Origin of the sequence: Pelolinea submarina, from assembly GCF_003966975.1 — a bacterium.
In the GTDB taxonomy this organism is placed as follows: domain Bacteria; phylum Chloroflexota; class Anaerolineae; order Anaerolineales; family Anaerolineaceae; genus Pelolinea; species Pelolinea submarina.
This window is the reverse complement of record NZ_AP018437.1, coordinates 1,371,207-1,391,578: the sequence shown is the minus strand read 5'-3', so window position 1 is coordinate 1,391,578 and position 20,372 is coordinate 1,371,207. Positions and strand designations below refer to the sequence as shown.

General features: G+C 50.3%; 15 protein-coding genes. 5 read left to right on the top strand and 10 right to left on the bottom strand.

Annotated features, from left to right (window positions below):
• Positions 1-39: 39 nt before the first annotated feature.
• From Pelsub_RS06165 to Pelsub_RS06125, 8 genes are all read right to left on the bottom strand, one after another.
• Positions 40-939, bottom strand: a complete 900-nt coding sequence (locus tag Pelsub_RS06165) for a sugar phosphate isomerase/epimerase family protein (RefSeq protein WP_116224604.1) — start codon at positions 937-939, stop codon at positions 40-42.
• A 204-nt stretch (positions 940-1,143) separates the two neighbouring features.
• Entirely contained in the window at positions 1,144-2,958 is a 1,815-nt protein-coding gene (locus tag Pelsub_RS15845) for a sugar ABC transporter substrate-binding protein (protein ID WP_198418410.1), read from the bottom strand.
• 102 nt (positions 2,959-3,060) lie between these two features.
• Positions 3,061-4,056 (bottom strand): ABC transporter permease, encoded by a 996-nt coding sequence (locus Pelsub_RS06150; RefSeq protein WP_116224606.1) that lies wholly within the window; start codon positions 4,054-4,056, stop codon positions 3,061-3,063.
• Between the two features lies 1 nt (position 4,057).
• Positions 4,058-5,587: a sugar ABC transporter ATP-binding protein gene (locus Pelsub_RS06145; RefSeq protein WP_232528623.1), complete on the bottom strand. Its 1,530-nt coding sequence runs from the start codon at positions 5,585-5,587 to the stop codon at positions 4,058-4,060.
• 32 nt (positions 5,588-5,619) lie between these two features.
• Complete coding sequence (gene iolD / locus Pelsub_RS06140) at positions 5,620-7,506, bottom strand: 3D-(3,5/4)-trihydroxycyclohexane-1,2-dione acylhydrolase (decyclizing) (RefSeq protein ID WP_198418409.1); 1,887 nt, start codon at positions 7,504-7,506, stop codon at positions 5,620-5,622.
• A 20-nt stretch (positions 7,507-7,526) separates the two neighbouring features.
• Complete coding sequence (gene iolB / locus Pelsub_RS06135; protein WP_198418408.1) at positions 7,527-8,399, bottom strand: 5-deoxy-glucuronate isomerase; 873 nt, start codon at positions 8,397-8,399, stop codon at positions 7,527-7,529.
• 256 nt (positions 8,400-8,655) lie between these two features.
• Complete coding sequence (locus tag Pelsub_RS06130) at positions 8,656-9,681, bottom strand: LacI family DNA-binding transcriptional regulator (protein WP_116224608.1); 1,026 nt, start codon at positions 9,679-9,681, stop codon at positions 8,656-8,658.
• A gap of 150 nt (positions 9,682-9,831) precedes the next feature.
• Positions 9,832-10,779 carry a 1-acyl-sn-glycerol-3-phosphate acyltransferase gene (locus Pelsub_RS06125; RefSeq protein ID WP_116224609.1) on the bottom strand — a complete coding sequence of 316 codons (948 nt, stop codon included), beginning with the start codon at positions 10,777-10,779 and terminating at the stop codon, positions 9,832-9,834.
• A 192-nt stretch (positions 10,780-10,971) separates the two neighbouring features.
• Between Pelsub_RS06125 and Pelsub_RS06120 the strand changes: the two genes are divergently transcribed.
• From Pelsub_RS06120 to otsB, 5 genes are all read left to right on the top strand, one after another.
• A complete protein-coding gene (locus Pelsub_RS06120) occupies positions 10,972-11,991 on the top strand; it encodes a hypothetical protein (protein ID WP_232528622.1) in 1,020 nt (339 codons plus the stop codon).
• Positions 11,992-12,156: 165 nt separating this feature from the next.
• The gene (locus Pelsub_RS06115) at positions 12,157-13,941 is read left to right on the top strand and encodes an amylo-alpha-1,6-glucosidase (RefSeq protein ID WP_116224610.1); all 1,785 of its coding nucleotides are present in this window, start codon (positions 12,157-12,159) and stop codon (positions 13,939-13,941) included.
• 24 nt (positions 13,942-13,965) lie between these two features.
• Positions 13,966-15,498: an alpha,alpha-trehalose-phosphate synthase (UDP-forming) gene (locus tag Pelsub_RS06110; protein WP_116224611.1), complete on the top strand. Its 1,533-nt coding sequence runs from the start codon at positions 13,966-13,968 to the stop codon at positions 15,496-15,498.
• On the top strand, positions 15,495-16,757 hold the full coding sequence (locus tag Pelsub_RS06105; RefSeq protein ID WP_116224612.1) for a glycosyltransferase family 4 protein: 1,263 nt from the start codon (positions 15,495-15,497) through the stop codon (positions 16,755-16,757). Before Pelsub_RS06110 ends, Pelsub_RS06105 begins: the two co-directional genes overlap by 4 nt.
• Positions 16,754-17,539 carry a trehalose-phosphatase gene (gene otsB / locus Pelsub_RS06100; RefSeq protein ID WP_116224613.1) on the top strand — a complete coding sequence of 262 codons (786 nt, stop codon included), beginning with the start codon at positions 16,754-16,756 and terminating at the stop codon, positions 17,537-17,539. Before Pelsub_RS06105 ends, otsB begins: the two co-directional genes overlap by 4 nt.
• On the opposite strand, the gene Pelsub_RS06095 is transcribed toward otsB, so the two are convergent.
• Both Pelsub_RS06095 and Pelsub_RS06090 read right to left on the bottom strand, forming a co-directional pair.
• Positions 17,531-18,571 (bottom strand): patatin-like phospholipase family protein, encoded by a 1,041-nt coding sequence (locus Pelsub_RS06095; protein WP_116224614.1) that lies wholly within the window; start codon positions 18,569-18,571, stop codon positions 17,531-17,533. The two genes, otsB and Pelsub_RS06095, sit on opposite strands and share 9 nt — an antisense overlap.
• Positions 18,572-18,691: 120 nt before the next feature.
• Positions 18,692-20,143, bottom strand: coding sequence for a sensor domain-containing diguanylate cyclase (locus Pelsub_RS06090; RefSeq protein ID WP_116224615.1), 1,452 nt, complete (start codon positions 20,141-20,143; stop codon positions 18,692-18,694).
• Positions 20,144-20,372: the final 229 nt, after the last annotated feature.

The following is a 20,372-nucleotide window of genomic DNA, read 5'->3' as shown; positions in this document are numbered from 1 at the left end:
CGCAAAAAATCTCTTTATGCATGTGAATTTACGAATTGTTTAATAACCGAGCGAACGGATATATTCCCGGTTGCGCCGAGCGGAGTCTTTGGGTTTGCCCATGCCGGGCAGGACATCCTGCTCGACCACACCCCAGCCGTCAAAGCCCATCTTCTCCAGCTCAGCCAGCAGCGCGGGGAAATCCACGTCACCCTTGCCTAACTCGCAGAAGATTCCTTCGCTGACCGATTTGAAATAATCCCACTTGTTTTCAGCGGATTTCTTGCCAACCTGCGGTTCATGATCTTTGAAATGGAAATGCCAAATACGTTTACCGTATTTACGCAGCCCTTCCAACGGGTCGCCGCCGCCGAAGCGATAATGGCCGCAGTCGAACACCAGCCCAACCAAATCCGGGTCGGTCAGGGACATCAATTTTTCTATTTCCCATGGGGTTTCCACATAACCGGCACAGTGATGATGATAAGCCGTACGCAGTCCGGTCTCCCGTTTCACCGCTTCAGACACACGTGTAACCCCCTCGGCAAAAATTTCCCATTGTTCTTCGCTCAAGCCCATCTCCGGGGTAACCCGGCCGGCGTTTTGGGTGCGTTCCGGTACCGAGCCGTTCTCATCCGCCAGGATAATGAAAGGCAAATCGCCTTCCACGGCAGCCATCAGGCGCGCGATACGCAAAGCATCTTCCATTCCGGTTTGATGAGCCTCTCTATTCTTAAAAGGCACAGGGACAAACGCACCCAACAGCTTCAGGCCACGATTGTGTAATTCGTTGGATAATTCGTCCGAATTAGTTGGTAGAAAACCCCAATCCCCCAATTCTGTGCCATCGTACCCGGTTTCAGCAATCTCATTCAATACCTGAATATAATCCGGTTCTTCCGCCCCCAAATCGAACTCCAGCGCCCCCCAGGAACAAGGTGCATTTGCGATTCTAATCATTCACTGCCTCCTTATTAATTTTGTATTGCGGATAATTTTCCATCTCTATGCTTACAATCCAACAAATTCATTTCAACAAACAATCCAATCTATTAAAAATAATTCCATTTATGAAAATTAAGGTACACACTTACGCGTCGTTGTGAAACCCGGTTATTACGGTGGAACCTGATTGCTCAGGTTCCACCAATTTTTTTACTTGACTTACTTGAATTCGGCTACATTATCGATGTTGACAACGTCCACGCCAGTGTTGACGAAGGATTCCACACTCTCGCCGCGCGCTACTGCCGCAGCGGTCAGGGTGCCCAGTTCGCCAATCTTGCCGGGGAATTGCGCCACGGAACCGGAGAGTTCACCCGCTTCGATGGAAGCCAGCGCGTCCGGGGAGGCATCAAAGCCCACGATCACCAGAGTCAATCCGGCGGCTTTGGCCGCGTTCAACGCGCCCAGCGCCATCTCATCATTGGTAGCATAGATGGCTTTCAGGTTCGGGTTGGCGGTCAAAAGGTTCTCGGCCACGGTTTGCCCCTTGGCGCGATCACTGTCAGCAGGCTGCACGGCCACAACAACCAGGCCGGCCGCTTCCAATGCCTCAGTCGCACCCTCTTCGCGCAGGTTATGCACGGGGTCGCCCGCCGCACCGCGGATGATGGCTACTTCGTCGCCAGCCTGCAACTTGCCGGCGATGAATTCACCAGCCATCGTGCCGCCCAGTCTGTTGTCGGTGCCGACAAAGGCTGATTTGGCATCGAAGGTATCGATGTTGGTGTCGATCAACACCACCGGGATGCCAGCTTCCACAGCCTTTTGCAGGGTGGGAGCCAATTGATCAGCCTGGCTGGGGGCCACGGCTAACGCATCCACTTTGGCGGAAATCTGCGCTTCAATGATGCGGATTTGTCCTTCAATGTCCGTCTCTTCATTGGGGCCCAGGAAGGTTGCTTCGATGGTGGGATCATCTACCATAGCCTGATCCACGCCCGCGCCAACCAGCTTCCAATAGTCACTGGTGACAGCTTTTACCACTACTGCCACTTTAAGGGGTTCAGCAGCGGCTGCCGGCTTCGCATCCGGTTTGTAGGTGGTGATGTTGTCAATGGAGACAACGTCCACGCCGGTGTTGACGAAGGATTCCACTGCCTCGCCGCGCGCTACTGCCGCAGCGGTCAGGGTGCCCAGTTCGCCAATCTTGCCGGGGAATTGCGCCACGGAACCGGAGAGTTCGCCCGCTTCGATGGAAGTCAGCGCATCCGGGGAGGCATCAAAGCCCACGATCACCAGGGACATTCCGGCGGCTTTGGCCGCGTTCAACGCACCCAGCGCCATCTCATCATTGGTAGCATAGATGGCTTTCAGGTTCGGGTTGGCGGTCAAAAGGTTCTCGGCCACGGACTGACCCTTGGCGCGATCGCTGTCAGCAGGCTGCACGGCCACAACTACCAGGCCGGCCGCTTCCAATGCCTCAGTCGCACCCTCTTCGCGCAGGTTATGCACGGGGTCGCCCGCCGCACCGCGGATGATGGCTACTTCGTCGCCTGACTGCAACTTGCCGGCGATGAACTCGCCCGCCATGGTGCCGCCCAGTCTGTTGTCGGTACCGACAAAGGCTGATTTGGCTTCGAAGGTATCAATGTTGGTGTCGATCAACACCACCGGGATACCGGCGTCCACAGCCTTTTGCAGGGTGGGAGCCAATTGATCAGCCTGGCTGGGGGCCACGGCCAGCGCGTCCACTTTGGCGGAAATCTGCGCTTCAATGATGCGGATTTGTCCTTCAATGTCCGTCTCTTCGTTCGGACCCAGGAATTCCGCTTCGATGGTGGGATCATCTACCATAGCCTGATCCACGCCCGCGCCAACCAGCTTCCAATAGTCGCTGGTAACGGCTTTCACCACTACCGCCACTTTAATCTTGTCACCGGAAGTAGTACTGGCAGCTTCCTTCGGGGCGCATGCACTAAAAGCCACAGCTGCTACGAGCAATAATGCTGCAAACTTATAAACTTTCGAATTCATTTATCCTCCTCAAATAGGTTAGTTGATATTTTTTTGGATAGGTAATTTCAATTTTGTCAGATACACCTCCTTGAAAAATAACTGAATGGATTCTGGTCACCATTATTGCGCACGATGGCGAAGCATATCGATGGAAACCGCGCCAATAATGACCAGACCAATGGCAACCGTTTGCCATTCTGTTGGTACATTGAGCAATACCAGCCCATTACGCAGAACCGCAATCAACAAAACACCAATGGCCGTCCCACCGATAGTGCCTGAACCGCCTGAAAAACTGGCACCGCCGATGATAACCGCCGCGATAGCGTCCGTTTCATATCCTGCACCCGCATTGGGAAATCCGGAATTCGTACGTCCTGCCAACATTAAAGCCGCCAACCCTGCCATAAAGCCGCTTAGGCTATAAACAGTCATCAGCGTACGGCTTACATTGATACCGGATAATCTGGCGGCTGAAACATTCCCGCCGACAGCATAAATATGGCGTCCGAATGGTGTTCTTGTCAGTAAAATATGAAACATAATATAGACGGCGAATACAGCGATAAATGCTACCGGAATCGGTCCGACAGAACCGGCTCCCAGGGTCAGCACTTCTGGAGCTCCGGCGCGATCGAATCCGGAAACCGGCGATGAATCGGTGATAATCAAGGCCAAACCGCGAGCAATATTCATCGTGCCTAAAGTTGCGATAAAGGGATGCGGTAAATGTAACTTAGTCAACAGAAGACCGTTGATCCACCCGAAAAATGTACCCATGGCAAGACAGGCTAACATCGCTAAATAAGGGTTGACCCCCATCTTTATCACCAGGATTCCCAGGGTGCACATGGATAACGCCAAAACGGACCCAACCGACAAATCAATACCAGCCGTGATAATAGCCAATAACATACCTACTGAAAGGAAGGCGTTCACCGTTGCCTGACGAGCGATATTGGACAAGTTCGAACCGCCCAGGAAAACGTCCGAGGTGATACTTAGAAAGATCACCAGAAACAACAAGCCAAACAGGGCGCCGAAGCGGCCGATCAGGCTGCTGACGGTGATTTTCTTTTTGGATTCGTTAGCGATTTCTACTGATTCAGTTGCCATATTAATTCACTCCCATTGCTGCAGATAGTATTTTCTCCTGCGTTGCTTCTTCACAATTTAATATCGATGCCAATTCGCCCTGATGGATCACCAAGATGCGGTCGCTCATCCCTAAAATTTCCGGCATTTCCGAAGAGACCATGATGACCGCCACACCATTTTTCACCAATTCGTTCATCAGGTTATAGACTTCCACTTTGGCACCCACATCGATGCCGCGCGTGGGTTCGTCAAAGATCAGGATGCGCGATTGGCTGGCTAACCATTTTGCCAAAACAACCTTTTGTTGGTTGCCGCCGCTCAAATTTTGTACTTCTTTTTCAATGCTGGGAGTCAAAATTCGCAATTTATCGATGAAATCCAGCACCTTTGATTTTTCAATGTTCAACTGCAGCATACCCCGCTTGAGGAGTTTACCCAGACTGGCCATGCTGACATTCTGCTTGACAGATAATTTCAAAACCAGGCCTTCATATTTACGGTCTTCCGGCAGCAATCCCATGCCTGCTGCAATGGCAGATTGGGGCGAGGTGATTTTTACTTCTTTGCCATAAATGAATATCTTGCCGCTATCAATCGGGTCGGCGCCAAATATGGCCTTGACCAGCTCGGTGCGTCCTGAGCCAACCAAACCAGAGATGCCCAAGATCTCCCCCGCGTAAGCCGAGAAGCTGATGTCACTTAAAACCCCTTTGCGGCTGAGGTGCTCGACACGCATGACCTCTTCACCTCGTTCAGCCTTCACTTTGGGATATTGCTGGTCCAGCGTACGTCCAACCATCAACTGGATCAACTCATTCTTGCTGGTTTGTTTGGGGTCAATGGTCGCCACAAAATTTCCATCCCGCAGTACCGTGCCGCGGTCACATATCTCGAAGACTTCTTCAAGGTGATGGGAGATGTAAATTATGGATACGTCTTTTTCCTTTAAAGACTGAATGACAGAGAAAAGTTGATCGATCTCATTTTTTGACAGCGCGCTGGTCGGCTCGTCCATAATGAGCAATTTAGCATTCAGAGATAATGCCTTGGCGATCTCGACCATTTGCTGGCTGGCCACGCCCAAACCTGCCACCGGCCGTTTGGGATCAAAATCCAGGTCTAAATCATCAAGCAACTGTTGCGTCCTTTTGTGCATCTCTGTCCAATCGATCAGCTGCAGGGCCTTATTCGCCAGCGGTTCGCGGCCCAGCCAAATATTCTCAGAAATGCTCAATTGGGGAACCAGGTTAAACTCCTGGTAAATAATGGCAATTCCCAATTCTTCGGAATCTTTGGGTTTAGTGATCTCAACCTTTTCGCCCTGCCAGTAAATCTCACCTTCATCTTTAATGTAAGCGCCTGAAAGGATCTTCATTAAAGTAGATTTACCCGCCCCGTTTTCGCCGACCAGGCCGTGGACTTCCCCTTTGCGGACATTCAAATGGACATTATTGAGTGCCTTGACTCCCGGGAAACTCTTGCTGATCCCCACCAGGCGGAGGAATCCATCGGCTTCTTCTGTTTTTATGGTATTTGAATTGTCAACCAAATCGTCGCTCCTCTGTTAATTGTTGATCGGCTCTATAAAAATAACCGTTCCTTTTTACGCATTGCTTCCCACTGTTTGCGGGCTTCATCCACGGATGGCATCTCGCTGACCTCGGCTACTTGCACATCCCACCAGCTTTCATAACCCGGCACGTTGACATAACGGTCATTGCGGATATAGATCAGAGTTGTACGATCGGTCTTGCGCGCGGCTTCCAGCGCAGCGGCGTAATCGTGCGCGGTTTTGCAGGAAATCACTTCCGCGCCCAGACTGCGCGCGTTGGCAGCAAAATCAATAGGCAGGCCTTCAACCGAATCCCCGGCCGAATCGCCCGCGAGTTTATCCTCCTGCGGGAAGACGAAGCGCGTGCCAAAGCCGTCCTGTCCCAGCGAGCGGCTTAACGAGCCGATGCTCTTGAAACCGCCGTTATCCCACAGGATGATGATCAGCTTATATCCTTCCTGGATGGATGTGGCGATATCAGAGGACAGCATCAGGTAACTGCCGTCGCCCACAATCACGTACACTTCGCGATCCGGTGCGGCCATCTTGACGCCCAAACCGCCGGCAATTTCGTATCCCATGCAGGAATAGCCGTATTCGAGATGGAAATTCTTGGGGTGGCGCGCACGCCAGAGTTTGTGCAGGTCGCCCGGCATGCTGCCGGCCGCGTTGACCATGATGGCATCGGGGGAAGACAGTTCATTCAACAGCCCGATCAATTCACCCTGGCTGGGCAGCGGTTCATTGTGAATGGCGTAGATTCGCTCGACTTCGGTTTCCCACTGGTCATGCAATTGAGCGGCTTCCTGACGATAAGCATCCGCCACGTGATAATCCTGCAGCGCCGTTAACAATTCTTCCAGCGTTACTTTGGCATCCCCAACCAGCATCAAACCGAAATGCTTGGCGGCGTCAAATTCAGCTACGTTGATGTTGATGAAACGCACGTCCGGGTTCTGGAAAGCAGTCTTGGAGGCTGTGGTGAAATCGCTGTAGCGCGTGCCAATGCCGATCACCAGATCGGCTTCTTTGGCGATGCGGTTGGCGGCCAATGTGCCGGTGGCGCCCACCCCGCCCAGGCAGAGCGGATGGTCATAGCGCAGGCTGCCTTTGCCGGCCATGCTTTCACCGACCGGAATACCGGTGCTGTCCACAAATTCGCGCAGGGTTTCGGTTGCCCCGGAGTAGATCAAACCGCCGCCGGCAATAATCATGGGCCGCTGACTCTGGCGGATCATTTCGGCCGCTTTTGAAAGCGAGGCCGCATCCGGACGCTGTCGCCCAACGTGCCAGACTCGTTTTTCGAAGAATTCAACCGGATAGTCATAGGCTTCGGTTTGAACGTCCTGCGGCAGAGCCAGCGTGACCGTGCCGGTGTCCACGGGGCTGGTGAGCACACGCAGAGCGGTCGGCAGTGCAGTCAGAATCTGGTCCGGACGGTTGATGCGATCCCAATAACGGCTGACAGGACGGAAGCAATCGTTGACAGAAACGTCCTGCGAAGCCGGGAATTCCAACTGCTGCAATACCGGGGCAACATTGCGGCGGGCGAAGATATCGCCCGGCAGCAGCAGCACCGGTAAATGGTTGATGGTCGCCAGCGCCGCGCCGGTCAGCATATTGGTCGCGCCGGGGCCAATGGATGAGGTACACACAAAAGTTTGCAGGCGATCCTTTATCTTGGCATATGCGCTGGCCGTATGCACCATGGCCTGCTCATTGCGGACCTGATAATAGCGGAAATCCAAGTTCTGCTGGAGGGCCTGGCCGATGCCGGCCACGTTGCCATGCCCAAATATACCAAAACAGCCTGCGAAGACAGGCTGTTCTAAACCATCGCGTTCACTGTATTGATTCTTTAGGAAATTGATAACGGCTTGCGCCATCGTCATCCGTCTGGTTTTGCCTTCGGTCATTTTTCCTCCGTAATGCGGGTTTATTTAATGGGATAAATAGGAAGCCGCGGATCGATACTGCGGTAGGAATCTTTAACCCAGGCGAAGTCCGGGTCATCGTGCGATGTCAATACCTGATCAGATCCGGCCAAAACATTCAAATAATAAGCAGTGTATCCGGGCGGGCTGGAAACGGGATGATACCCTTCCGGCACCAGGGCAATATCATCATTATGCAGCACCAACGCGGCATCAAACCCCTTACCGGCCAACGCCAGAGGAGAATCCGTACCGGTGTAAACTCGCTGCAAAGCGTAACCTTCCGGCCGGTCAATTTTGTAATAATAGATTTCATCCAGGTCTGCTTCCAGCAGGCTGCCGTCCGGGGCGACTTTGCGATTGTCATGTTTATGCGGAGGGTAACTGGACCAGTTCCCCGCAGGTGTATAGACCTCAACCACCACTAAATGTTCGCAGGGAAAACCGGGCGGAATAATGTCATTGATCTGTCGCGTGGCGTGGTCTCCACCGCGCACCTCAACATGCACGTCCGCCGGTGTAATCAGTTGCGCCGGAAATTTCTTTGTGGCGGGAACCGTTGCAATGGCAAACTCGCTGTCGGTATCCGCAAGGATTTCATAATGAGATTCGAGGGGAAGATATAAGGCATACGGCAAGCCTGAAAAAACACTGCTTCTTTCACCGATAGATTTCCAATTGCCCTGATCGGAATTCACGCTGATTGTGCCGGAAAGAACCACCAGCGCTGTTTCTTTGCCGGTTGATGCGCTTTTCCATTGCTGCCCCTTAGCAAGACTGCGCACTTGAAAATCGATGGTTTGCCAGCCCGCATTTTCGCAATCCACGCTGACGATGACACCCGGGTCATTCGTTACTTGGGGGTGAACTATCAATGATCTTTCATCATATTGCCGCATCTAATCCTCGCTTTTTTTAGCCTTTTGGGGAAAAATCATGCCGAGCGATGCAATTCCCGACCCATTTTATTAATGCACACGTGAACATTATACATGATTTCCCCCGAAAGTCAACATTTGAACCTTAAAAATGCACTGAGTCGTCATTTGGTTCACCGTGCGGCAAATATTCCGGATTTTCCGCTTTATCCGGCCAGTGGATTGTCTTTTGTAGTGCTAACAGTAAGCGGGGCTATGAAGCAGGAATCGCCGTGGATTCGCGGATATACAGAACTCCTTTAATACTAACACTGCGGTTGGAATCCTGTTCCTCTTTTTGCTGTTTTTTGATCAACACTTCCAGCATCATTTCAGCTGCCCCGCGGCCCATTTCGAATTTGAACTGGTGCAGCGTGGTCAACGGCGGTGTCAGGTATGCAGCAATGGAAATGTTATCAAAACCCGTTATCGACACATCTTCCGGTATTCGCATCCCTTTTTCTAAAAGCAGATTATACACACCGGCTGCCAGGAAATCGTTATAACACACAATTGCTGTCGGGAACTCTCTTAACGTGATGAGGTATTCCGCGCCTTCGCGTCCCCCGGCAGGATTCCCGGCCGGAACGTGATAAATATACTCGTCCCGAATTTCAAGCCCGGCATCTTGCATCTCCGCTGAAAAACCGGCCAGGCGATTGGTATCCGTCAAACCGCCCATGCGATTACCCAGATAGGCAATGCGGTGGTGGCCTAAATCGATTAAATAATGGGTCACCAGACGAGCGCCGTAAATGTCATCGTTATAAATCAAATACTTGCAATCGCCCGCGCCTTCATTATTGACCATTACCATCGGCAGGCCATAATTTTTGAGCATATGGCACTGCTCTTCGCTGAACTGCGGGGCCAGCAATATGACGCCGTCCACGCCGCGCTGCACCATGGCCTGCACCACGTCTTTTTCGCGCTGGCGTTCCATATGTGTTGAGGCGATAAACAAGCTGTATCCGGCCGGATGCAGGACACTGTCCACTCCGTCCAAAACCTCGCTCCAAAATGGGTCATCAATCTGGCGCATGATCACGCCCAAAGCCCGCGACCGGCTGGTTTTCAACCCGCGCGCCGATGCATTGGGTACATAGCCCATCTCTTCTGCCAGCTTCTTGATGCGCTCTTTGGTAGCTGTCGAAATTCCAGGGTGATCGTTTAAAGCACGCGATACTGTTGGATGCGATACGCCAGCAGCTTTTGCAATATCCTTGATGGTTACGTTCATATAGCCCAAATTCCGGAATTATTTATAACCCAAGTATAGCATTCAATCCCGGTAGTCCTCGTTTGCGGTTGAATCAAAATGAGAATTTTTACTTATAAGTACCTTGTCAAAGCTCTCAATCCGGATGGGTAACCATCAACATCGTATGACCTAGTATTCAGTCTGGGCGTTCTGAAGCTTACTTCCCGGGTAAAAACGGTTCATGTGAAAATCCAGCAATTGGCCGGCTTTCTGCATGATAAGGGTGCTTTGTTCGTCTCTCCCGCCCGACTGAAAAATTTCACCGGAAAGCGGCCCGGCAAAACTGACCTTTGGGTAAAGGTCCAGCGGTTCCATCCGCACCATTTGGCGAATTACCTGGATAAATTCCGTGATGCGGCGGCGTTCGTGATCATTTTTAAACATGCGGGGAATAAAGTGGTTAATATATTCGCCGGAAAGCACACCGCTGGTGATGGTTAAAACCAGTCGCGACTCCGGTACCTTGCGGAGAAACACTTCAATACTGCGCGACCAGCGCCGCAGGCCATCAACTGCCCCCGGCAAAACGGACGGATCCGGGTCAAGTCGCCCACTGGGAAAGATCAATAAAGCGCCGCCGTCCTGCAGATGGCGGATAGACTGGCGGATTACATTCGTGCGTTCATTGGTGTTATGCGTGGCAAAAATGAAATGCCGGCTGGCATGCGGCAGGTTTTGAAAGAAAGGGATGCCGCTGACGATCAGTTTGACATCGTCCCGCGGTAAATTGGAGATAATAGAAAAGGCATCATACGTGCCCGGGTGGTTGGACGCGATCACCAGCGGACCGCTGGCGGGGATGCCTCCCTGCCCCAAAGCATCCGCCGGACGGCATAACTCCGGCAGGGCGTATTTGGCCGCGGCAACGATGCCATCCCTGCCGATAATCGTGTCCAAATTAGCGATCAGGCCCGAGAAATGGCTGACCGGTTTGCGCAAAGTATAGGCAACCAGACGGCGCACAGCGCGCCAATCGGGTATCTTCGCCGCGCGATAAATTTCAATCAGGATATCCCGCTCGACGTTTTTTTGCAGAACCATATCCATCGCTTCGATAACGTTCTTTTGGTTTGTCATTTACGCCTATATACGAAATTTTTTCCGAAAAGTAGCAATTAATTTAACCCTCTTTTCTTGAATCCGCTTTTCATTTAATGAAGGTTTAACAAATCTTCCTGTTATTTACAAAAAATTAACCTATTTTTCTTTATTTCCAAATTGGATTGGGCTACAATAATAATCAAACCATATAAAAACTATCCTATTTCTATGAAAATACTTTTTATCTGCGGTTCTTTGAACCAAACCACCATGATGCATAAGATCTCGAAAGAGCTCTCCGATCACGATTGCTATTTCACCCCTTACTATGCAGATGGTTTGATCAAATGGTTTGCCAAGCTGGGGATGCTCAATAACACCATCCTGGGCGGCCGCCATCACCGCGACACGATGAAGTATCTGGAAGAAAACCAATTGCCGCTGGATATGTATGGAAAAAAGAACCATTACGACCTGGTATTAACCGGCAGCGATTCGATCATCCAGAAGAACATCCGCTCCAGCCGCATCATCCTGGTACAGGAAGGCATCACCGAACCGGAAGGGCTCGCCTATCACATCGTCAAATTCCTGCACCTGCCCCGCTGGCTGGCCAACACATCCATGACCGGCCTATCCAACGCGTACGACACCTTTTGCGTAGCCTCCAATGGGTACAAGAACCTGTTCACCCGTAAAGGCGCGCGGCCGGAGAAAATCATTGTGACCGGCATTCCCAACTTCGACAACCTGGCCGACTTTACCAGCAAGGACTTTCCATTTAATAATTACGTATTGGTGGCCACCACACCCTTCCGCGAAACCATGCGGCCTGAATTCCGCTCCATTTTCATCCGCCACTGTGTGAAGATCGCAGACGGGCGCCAATTGATCTTCAAGCTGCACCCGTTGGAGAACGCGCGGCGCGCCATCCGCGAGATCAACACCTACGCGCCCGGCGCCAAAGTCTACTGGCGCGGGGATATCAACACCATGATCGCCAATGCGCAAACGGTCATTACCCAGTGGTCGAGCTGCACTTTCGTGGCCTTGGCACTCGGAAAAGAAGTCTATTCCGACCTCGATAAGAATAAGCTTCAGCAATTGATGCCCATCCAGAACGGCGGCACTTCATCGGTCAAAATCGCGCAAATTTGCCGCTTGCTGCTGAACACACCCATGCCGCTAATCGAACAGCGCCGGCGCAACCTGCGCTCCCGCAACCTGTGGGAGAATTTAGGCATCTGATTTTTAGCCCGGTCCATTACCCAAAGAGTCTTGAAGAAAAGAAACCTTTCCCGGTTGGCAAGGTTTCTTTTTATAATACTGACCTGAGTGTATTAAACTACTCGACCTCTTTATGTACTCATCAGTAAACTTCCCGGATGCATTACAATAAAAACAGGAAAAGACATGAAGACAATTATCAATAAACACTCCAAAGAAGAAATCAGCCACGATAGTCTGATGCTTCTGAAAAATCATATTGATCTCAAGACGGTCCCGTTCAGCGACCGTGGATCACGTTTGTTGGTTTATCAGTCCGAAAAACAAAATTACTTGTATATAAAGTTGGCCGAACGGTTATCTTTTCTGGATTCTCAAATCGAGTCCTACCTGAAACGGGCACCTTTCATCGACGAATTAAGTTTGCTGGACGGCAACGGTCAGAAGCTGGAATACGAGCTGACCAGTTACCCGCACATGCTCGAACTAAAAACCCGCGTCGGCATTTTCAAGCTGGTGTTCCAGGATGAACGCACCCTTTCCATCGGGCTGCCGGAAAATACCAACGCAGGCATTCGCTTCCTGGCCACTCCCCAATATTGGAAGATCGGCGGCCAGGGCGGCCAATTCAAGGCCGTGCGCAACCTGTCCTACCAGACCAACGCGGAGACGGTAGTCAACACTATCAGCCCCAGGAAGCGCGGGTATGCAGTGGATTTCATCGTCAAATCCGAGAATGATTGCGCCATCACACTAAGCATCGATGAAAAGCATCTTTCAGAGGAAGTAGCGCCCTTCTCGCAAACGGCCATATTCGCCGAAACTCGTTGGCGCAATTGGTTTGACAAAGTGCCGGCAGTGGACGATTGTTACCGGCAGACATACGCGCATGCCTGGTGGATTATGGCGAACAATCTGATCAGCGCGCGCGGCAAGGTGGCTTATGAAGCCATGACCCCCTCCAAGACCAGTTACATCGGCTTGTGGCTGTGGGACAGCGCAATGCACGCATTGGCTTTCCGGCACGTTGACCCGGTATTGGCGCGCAACCAAATTCGCGCCATGCTGGCCGGCCAACTGCCGGATGGAATGTTACCGGACGCGATTTATGATGAAGGCGTCATTTCTGAAATCGACCACCCCTTCCAGGGTGAAGTAACCAAACCGCCCATCCTGGCCTGGGCAGCCATGAAACTGCACGAAAAAGATCCGGATGTCGATTTTCTGCGCGAAATCTATATTCCGCTGGTGCGCTGGAATGCCTGGTGGTTCAACATGAATGACGATAACGTGGATGGGTTGGCGCAATACAACCATCCTTACTCGTCCGGATTGGACGATAATCCGCTGTGGGATTACGGCATGCCGGTGGAATCCCCCGATTTGAACACTTACCTGTGTGTGCAGATGGGTTCGCTGGCCCTGATGGCCGAAGCTTTAGGAATACAGAATGAATCACAAATGTGGCGCAAACGCGCCAATGGCATCGTTAAGCGCATGATCAAAGAATTTTGGGACGAAGAAGCCGGATTTTTCCGCGCCTTCCACGGCGAGGATCCCATCCCGGTGCTGACCCCCTTCAACCTCTACCCGCTGTGGACCGGTCAGCTGCCGGATGATATCCGCGGCAAACTGCTGGCCCATCTAACCAACAAAGAGGAATTCTGGGGCGATTATCCCATCCCCAGCGTTGCACGCAACGATGCGCATTTCAACGCCAAAGTCATGTGGCGCGGGCCGGTTTGGGCAAATATCAATTATTTCTTTATTGAAGCCCTGCACCAGATCGGTGAACATGACCTGGCAGTGGAACTGCGCCAAAAGACGCTGAATATGATCATGGCGCACAACAATATTTATGAATTTTATAACGCCGATAATGGAAAACCGGGTGTGAACGCCGCGCCCATATTTGGCTGGACCGCCGCGGTTTTTATCGACCTGGCCATCCAAGCCAGCAATGAGGTTTAGTTTTTATAGAAGAAAGGAACACGAATGGCTGACAGGCCGGAAGTTTTACCCACCGGGGCCGAGATAAGAGAAGACATCGATTTAAATACTTTTTCAGACTGGCACATTATCATCGCTTCCAACCGCGGACCGGTTGTACACATTGAAAATAGCGATGGAGAAGTAATTCAACAAAAAGGCAGCGGGGGATTGATCACCGGCTTATCGGGCATGCTGCAGTACATCAACGCGACCTGGATTTCATGCGCCCAAACTCCCCAGGATGTGGATTTCCTCGAGGGCGACATTCCACTGGAAGAGGCGAACGGCAGCATCCACGTTAAATTTATCAATCCCGAACAGGCTGCGTACGACGGCTATTACAACGTCATCGCCAATCCTCTGCTGTGGTTTTTACAGCACTCTATGTGGAATATTTCCAGCGAACCCGTCATCGACCATGCCACCTGGGATGCCTGGGAAAATGGATACAAAAAGGTAAATCACTTATTCGCGCAGGAAATTGTCAAAGCAGTGGAAAATACCGGCAAAAAAACGTTGGTTATGCTGCAAGATTATCACTTGTATTTGACCGCGCGTTATATTCGCGATCTGCTGCCCAAGGCGAAACAGCCTACCATTCTGCATTTCACCCATATCCCCTGGCCAGGGCCGGAATATTGGCGCATTCTGCCGCCCACCATGCGGCAGGGCATCCTGGATGGACTATGCGCAGTGGATTTACTGGGTTTTCAAACTGAGGAAGATGGTTTGAACTTCATCCGTACTGTGGAATCCCATTTACCGCGCGCGCATGTGAAATACAAACGCGGCCGTATTTGGTATCGCAATCATGCGACACACATCCAGGATTTTCCAATCTCCATTGATGTTGCCAACCTGGAAGCAATGCGCCAGGATGAAGAAGTGATCGAACAGAAGAAAAAACTTCAAAAGATCATCACTGATAAGAAACTCGTCTTACGGGTAGATCGTATCGATCCCAGCAAGAATATCATCCGCGGCTTTAAAGCTTTTGAAGAATTACTCAGCCTGCATCCCGAATACCAGGAGAAAGTCCTGTTTCTGGCGCTGCTGGTTCCTTCCCGCCGTGAGGTGGAGGAATACAAAGACTATTTGGACAAGATCATGGCCATCAGCGGGCAGATCAACGCCGGATATGGGACCAGTGAGTGGGAACCGGTGCGCATTCTGGTCGGCGAGAATTACAAACGTGCCATTGCTGCCCTGCAGTTATACGACGTGCTACTGGTCAACGCAGTCGCGGACGGCATGAATCTGGTTGCCAAGGAAGGCCCAATTGTCAATGAACGCAATGGCGTATTGGTGTTATCTGAACGCGCCGGGGCTAGCCAGCAATTGGCGCCGGGCGCTATCGTTATATCGCCATGCGATATATATGCTACTGCGGAAGCTATACACCAGGGGTTGAGCATGGGTATGGAAGAAAGAAATTCACGGGCGCGGTCGCTGCATTGGCTGATAAAAAACAACGATATCTACTGCTGGTTGAAAGACCAGCTGCATGCAATTGTTGAAATGAGCCGCAAATCATGAGTGAAAAGGATATCGCAATCCTGCATTATTCCGCTCCCCCAACCGTTGGCGGCGTGGAGTCCGTTATACAGGCACATGCGCGCGTTTTTATTGACAACGGATATACCGTCACGGTCATTGCCGGCAGCGGCTGCCAGTCAGCCCTGCCGCAAGGCTGCGGCTTCATCCACCTGCCCCTGCTGGATTCCCAGCACACGGAAGTCTTGCAGGTCAACGCCGATTTGGAAAAAGGTCAGGTCACCGAAGAATACCGCCGGCTGCGCGAGCACATCAAAGCCGAATTAGCCGAGCACTTGCCCCATTTTGCGCACCTCTTTGTCCACAACGTTTTCAGCAAACATTTCAACCTGGCACTCACCGATGCGCTGCACGAACTGTTGGATGAAAGCCAAATACCGCACTGCGTTGCCTGGTGCCACGATTTTTCCTGGGCCAGTGCGCGCTCGCTGCCCCTGCTGCATGATGGGCTGCCCTGGAACTTGCTGCGGCAGTACCGGCCGGAAGTGGATTACGTTGTGGTTTCCAAAAATCGCCGGCAAAGCATGGCGGAGATCTTCAAAATGCCCAGCGAGAAGGTGAATGTCATTTATAACGGTATCGACACGGATGTACTATTAGGGGTTTCTTCAGAAGGTCGGAGGTTGATCGACAACCTGAAACTGGAAGAAGCCGAACTCCTACTGTTAATGCCAGTACGGGTGACGCAGGCCAAGAACATCGAGTTCGCCCTGCGGGTGTTGCGCGAATTGCGGCAAAATGGCTGTCAAGCCCAAATGATCCTGACCGGGCCGCCTGATCCGCATGACCCGGAAAACTTCTCCTATTTTCAATCCCTGAAAGACCTGCGAAAAGAATTAGGATTGCAGGCATATTTTCATTTTATTTATGAAAGCGGCGGGAAACCGGAAGACGGGACCATCCTCAATATGGAAACGGTAAGTGGTTTGTACCGCATGTGTGACGCCCTGTTCATGCCCAGCCGGCGCGAAGGTTTCGGAATGCCTGTTTTGGAAGCCGGTTTACTGGGAAAGCCCATCTTTGCCAGCAACATCCCGGCAGTGGAAGAGATCGGCCAGGCGGACGTGCACCTGCTGGACATTCAGCGTAAGCCAGCCGTTGCAGCGCAGATGATACTGAATTGGGCTGCAAACGACCCTGCGTATCGCTTGCGCAAGAAAATTCGCGAGAATTTCACCTGGGGGCAAATCTTCAAGAAACAAATCGAACCTTTGTTAACAAGCAAGGCATCGTCTACATGAACAACTCCGACCAAAAAATTCAAACGCTGCTCTCCAGTCAGCCGCGCCTGCGCCTCTTCCTGGATTACGACGGTACGCTGGCGGATTTCCGCGACCACCCTGATCAGGTGGAGCCGCTGCCGGAAGTAATTGATTTACTAAAATTCCTGCGGAACAGCGGCAAAATCAAGCTTGCTGTTTTAAGCGGGCGGCGATTAGCACACCTTCAAGCCCTCATACCAGTCAACGGTATCACCCTGGCAGGCACGTATGGATTGGAGATCCTTAAAGCTGACGGTAGTCTGCATTATCGCTTGGATTACAACCGGGTACGCCCTGCTTTGGAAGTGCTCAAACCTATTTGGATAGAATTGATCAAAGATAAACAAGGGTTCTTCCTGGAGGATAAAGGCTGGTCGCTGGCACTGCACGCGCGCTTTGCTGAGGACGTAATTGCTGCAAATCTACTTGAAAAAGCGCAAGACCAAGCTGCGGAAACATTGGACATAAAAGAGTTCCGCGTTGTACCTGGCCATAGATTTCTGGAAGCCGGACCGCTGTTGGCAGACAAAGGCGAGGGGATGAAATATCTACTGGAAATCGATCCGCCTGAAGAAGAAAGCCTGCTTTACCTGGGCGATGACGATAAAGACGAAGCCGCTTTTCGAGTAATCCAATCATGCGGCGGGGCAGCTATTCGGGTTTGTTCCAACGTCATCAATCAGGCAATCGAAGACTGGCGTCTTCCCAACCCCCAGGAAACTCGATTATGGCTGCGCAGTTTACCCGGCCAATTAGCCTAAAAGGTCTCCCAAAGAATCGAAATAACCGGTAACTGCCTGACTACCGGAGTTATACAATTTTTGGTAGATCTCCGAGCCGGGTTGAATATCAAAATCTGTTGAGGATACGCCGCAATCACTGATCTGAATGGTGCGTCTCTCATCCAGAATGTTATTCCGCAGGCTGGATGTCTGGTGGGAGTCGTAGTAATTCTTACCGGTCAGCGCCACAAATTCCCACAAATTTTTTGGATATTCGGCTACATCGGCATATTTTTCTTCGTCCGGCGCGAGGTAAAGCCCCAGGGTTTCCCAGTTCAACCCTTCCCAGAACATTTTTGGATTCCGGACAAATTCTAAATGGTCGAAAATTTCCAACGGGTAATTATTAAACAATCCACCATCCACGTAAAAATCACCCTGGCCAAACTGGCTGCCATCGAAGCGCAGCGCTTCAAAGTAGAGCGGAATGGACATAGAAAGGCGCACCGCATCTGCCACGGCTGTATCCGGTGTACTTTCGAATGAAAACACTTCCGGGCGATGGCGGGAAATGTTGGATGCCACAATATATAGATCGCGGAAACCCGCGTTCCTGAAATAGCGGAAGGTCGCGCGGGAATTGCCTTTGCACTTATCGGCTATCACCCCGCTGATCCATTGATAGAAATATTCACTCGAATACCAGCCGTAGCTGTCAAACAAGCGTTTATAGCTGCCCGGATTGGCGATGGTAAGGATTTTGCCGTGGCGATCTCGGATACTTTTTTGAGGGATGCGCGATAGATCCAGTTCATTGAAAAGAGCAAGTGTATCTGCTATGGACAATCGAAAGCTAAGCAGCGTGGCTGCAATAGCGCCGGAAGAGGTACCCGCCACGCGTTCAATACCATTAATAATGCCCAGATCGTCCAGCTTCTCAAGCGCACCCATGTAGGCAATACCGCGCACACCGCCGCCCTTAAAGACCAGGTTCTGGTAGTCATACGGTTGTTTTTCAGCCTTCTGCCCGAAATTCTCACGAATCGTTCTTAGAAATCTTGGTAATTGCATAGATAAACACTTCACTTATCGAATTATTAATTATACATATTTAGTTATACGACAAAAGCAGGCTATGGTTGCCCAATTTACCATTTATTAATACCCGTCTTATGGATTTTTTACAAAATTTTATTTAGCGATCTCAATGTGGTTTTTGCCGCGCTTCTTGCTTTTCATAAGCGCGTCATCTGCTCTGCTTATTTCATCATCTACATCGATGATCAATGGGTCAAGGAAGGATATCCCGATACTCACCGTACGATTTATTTGCAGATTGCCAATGGAAAATTCAGTTTGCTCAACTTTTTCGCAAATTCGCTCCGCAATCAGTTCTGCCTTTTCATGATCCACTTGCGTCAGGTAAACAATGAACTCATCACCACCCCACCGCCCCATCAGGTCACTGCTGCGCAGAGTCTCCTTGATTAGATTGACAATTTCAACCAGGATGGTATCTCCCGCAATATGGCCGAAATGATCGTTGATAGATTTAAAATCATCAACATCTATCATCATAATGGCAGACGAGTACCCATACCGGTTTTGGGAGGAAACCTCTCTGGTCAGGTTTTCCATGAATGCGCGCCGGTTTAACAGCTGTGTCAAATCATCCGAGGTGGCTTGCTGTTCCAACCGTTTGTTATAGCGTTTCATGATGCCATTGATCACCAGTGAGATCAACAACGCAATAAATCCGCCAATAATGAAATTACGGACCATTGAACTTTTGGCGCCGGCCAGCGAAGATTCCTGGTCTTTTTCTACAATCAGGTACCAATCGAACTCCGGAATATAACGGACAGAAATCGTTTTTAATCCTTTTTCATCCCGGTACTCAACAATTATCACTTCTTTATCAGCAGAGAGGATTTCTCTGCTGACATCTCTGATGCCGTATAGTTCAGTAATATTTACGGTTTCGATACGATTTCTCTCCGAGTCAATCTGAATTAATCCGGTTTGATCAACGATATAAATCTTGTGATGGTACAAATCTTCATAATGGCTAAGATGTTCCGCGATCTCGGTTAGCTGCAGCCCAACACCGGTTACGCCCAGCAAAGTCCCATCTTCTTTTTCAAGACGGTGGTTGATAAAGACAGTCAGAAGGCCATTTTTTGCTTCGTCGTTATCGATATCCAAATCAACCATTTTATCCATTTTGATAAAGTCAAAATACCAAACGTCGTGTGCATCGTCTTCTGAGATTGTTTTCAAGATTCCATCGGAGTAATAATAATGATGTGTTTTTTCGGACACGAAAAACGTCGATGTGAAACCATATTTCCTTCCAATCAATCCTAAATATTCCTGGATTTTAGCCAAATCCTTTTCCCCACTTGTTACCCAGCTGATCAGGAACGCGTCATTTGCCATCAGTGAAGAGATATTGACAGGATCGATCAAATCCTCTTTGATCTCTGAATAGATATTGTCACTGATCAAAGGTAGTGTTTCCGTTTCGGCACTTTCCAGGATATAGTTCTTTGTAACGGAATAGCTTAGATAACTGGTTATGATAAAACCCAGTACCAGTATGACAAATACAATGCTTATTAAATGCGATTGTTTAAATTTCATTACTCATCTTCCCAGAAACCGATAAATAAGCGAGATGTTAATTCCCTTTATTTATTAAATATTACACTATTTTCTATTTGTATAAGGCAATCATATTTTTTTCTAATTATTCTTTTGCATAACAATCCGGCAAAAATGTGGATTAATCTTAAACAAGGCTGCGATCTTCTTTTCGTTGTAAATTGCTTTTGCTCTGCACAAAATACCGGGGATTACTCATGATCAGGAT

Coding starts and splice junctions, on each gene's coding strand:
- Pelsub_RS06115 (WP_116224610.1), top strand. CDS start 12,157: ATGAAGACAATTATCAATAAACACTCCAAAGAAGAAATCAGCCACGAT.
- Pelsub_RS06110 (WP_116224611.1), top strand. CDS start 13,966: ATGGCTGACAGGCCGGAAGTTTTACCCACCGGGGCCGAGATAAGAGAA.
- otsB (WP_116224613.1), top strand. CDS start 16,754: ATGAACAACTCCGACCAAAAAATTCAAACGCTGCTCTCCAGTCAGCCG.
- Pelsub_RS06095 (WP_116224614.1), bottom strand. CDS start 18,571: ATGCAATTACCAAGATTTCTAAGAACGATTCGTGAGAATTTCGGGCAG.
- Pelsub_RS06150 (WP_116224606.1), bottom strand. CDS start 4,056: ATGGCAACTGAATCAGTAGAAATCGCTAACGAATCCAAAAAGAAAATC.
- Pelsub_RS06165 (WP_116224604.1), bottom strand. CDS start 939: ATGATTAGAATCGCAAATGCACCTTGTTCCTGGGGGGCGCTGGAGTTC.
- Pelsub_RS06090 (WP_116224615.1), bottom strand. CDS start 20,143: ATGAAATTTAAACAATCGCATTTAATAAGCATTGTATTTGTCATACTG.
- Pelsub_RS06105 (WP_116224612.1), top strand. CDS start 15,495: ATGAGTGAAAAGGATATCGCAATCCTGCATTATTCCGCTCCCCCAACC.
- Pelsub_RS15845 (WP_198418410.1), bottom strand. CDS start 2,958: ATGAATTCGAAAGTTTATAAGTTTGCAGCATTATTGCTCGTAGCAGCT.
- Pelsub_RS06130 (WP_116224608.1), bottom strand. CDS start 9,681: ATGAACGTAACCATCAAGGATATTGCAAAAGCTGCTGGCGTATCGCAT.
- Pelsub_RS06125 (WP_116224609.1), bottom strand. CDS start 10,779: ATGACAAACCAAAAGAACGTTATCGAAGCGATGGATATGGTTCTGCAA.
- Pelsub_RS06120 (WP_232528622.1), top strand. CDS start 10,972: ATGAAAATACTTTTTATCTGCGGTTCTTTGAACCAAACCACCATGATG.
- iolD (WP_198418409.1), bottom strand. CDS start 7,506: ATGACCGAAGGCAAAACCAGACGGATGACGATGGCGCAAGCCGTTATC.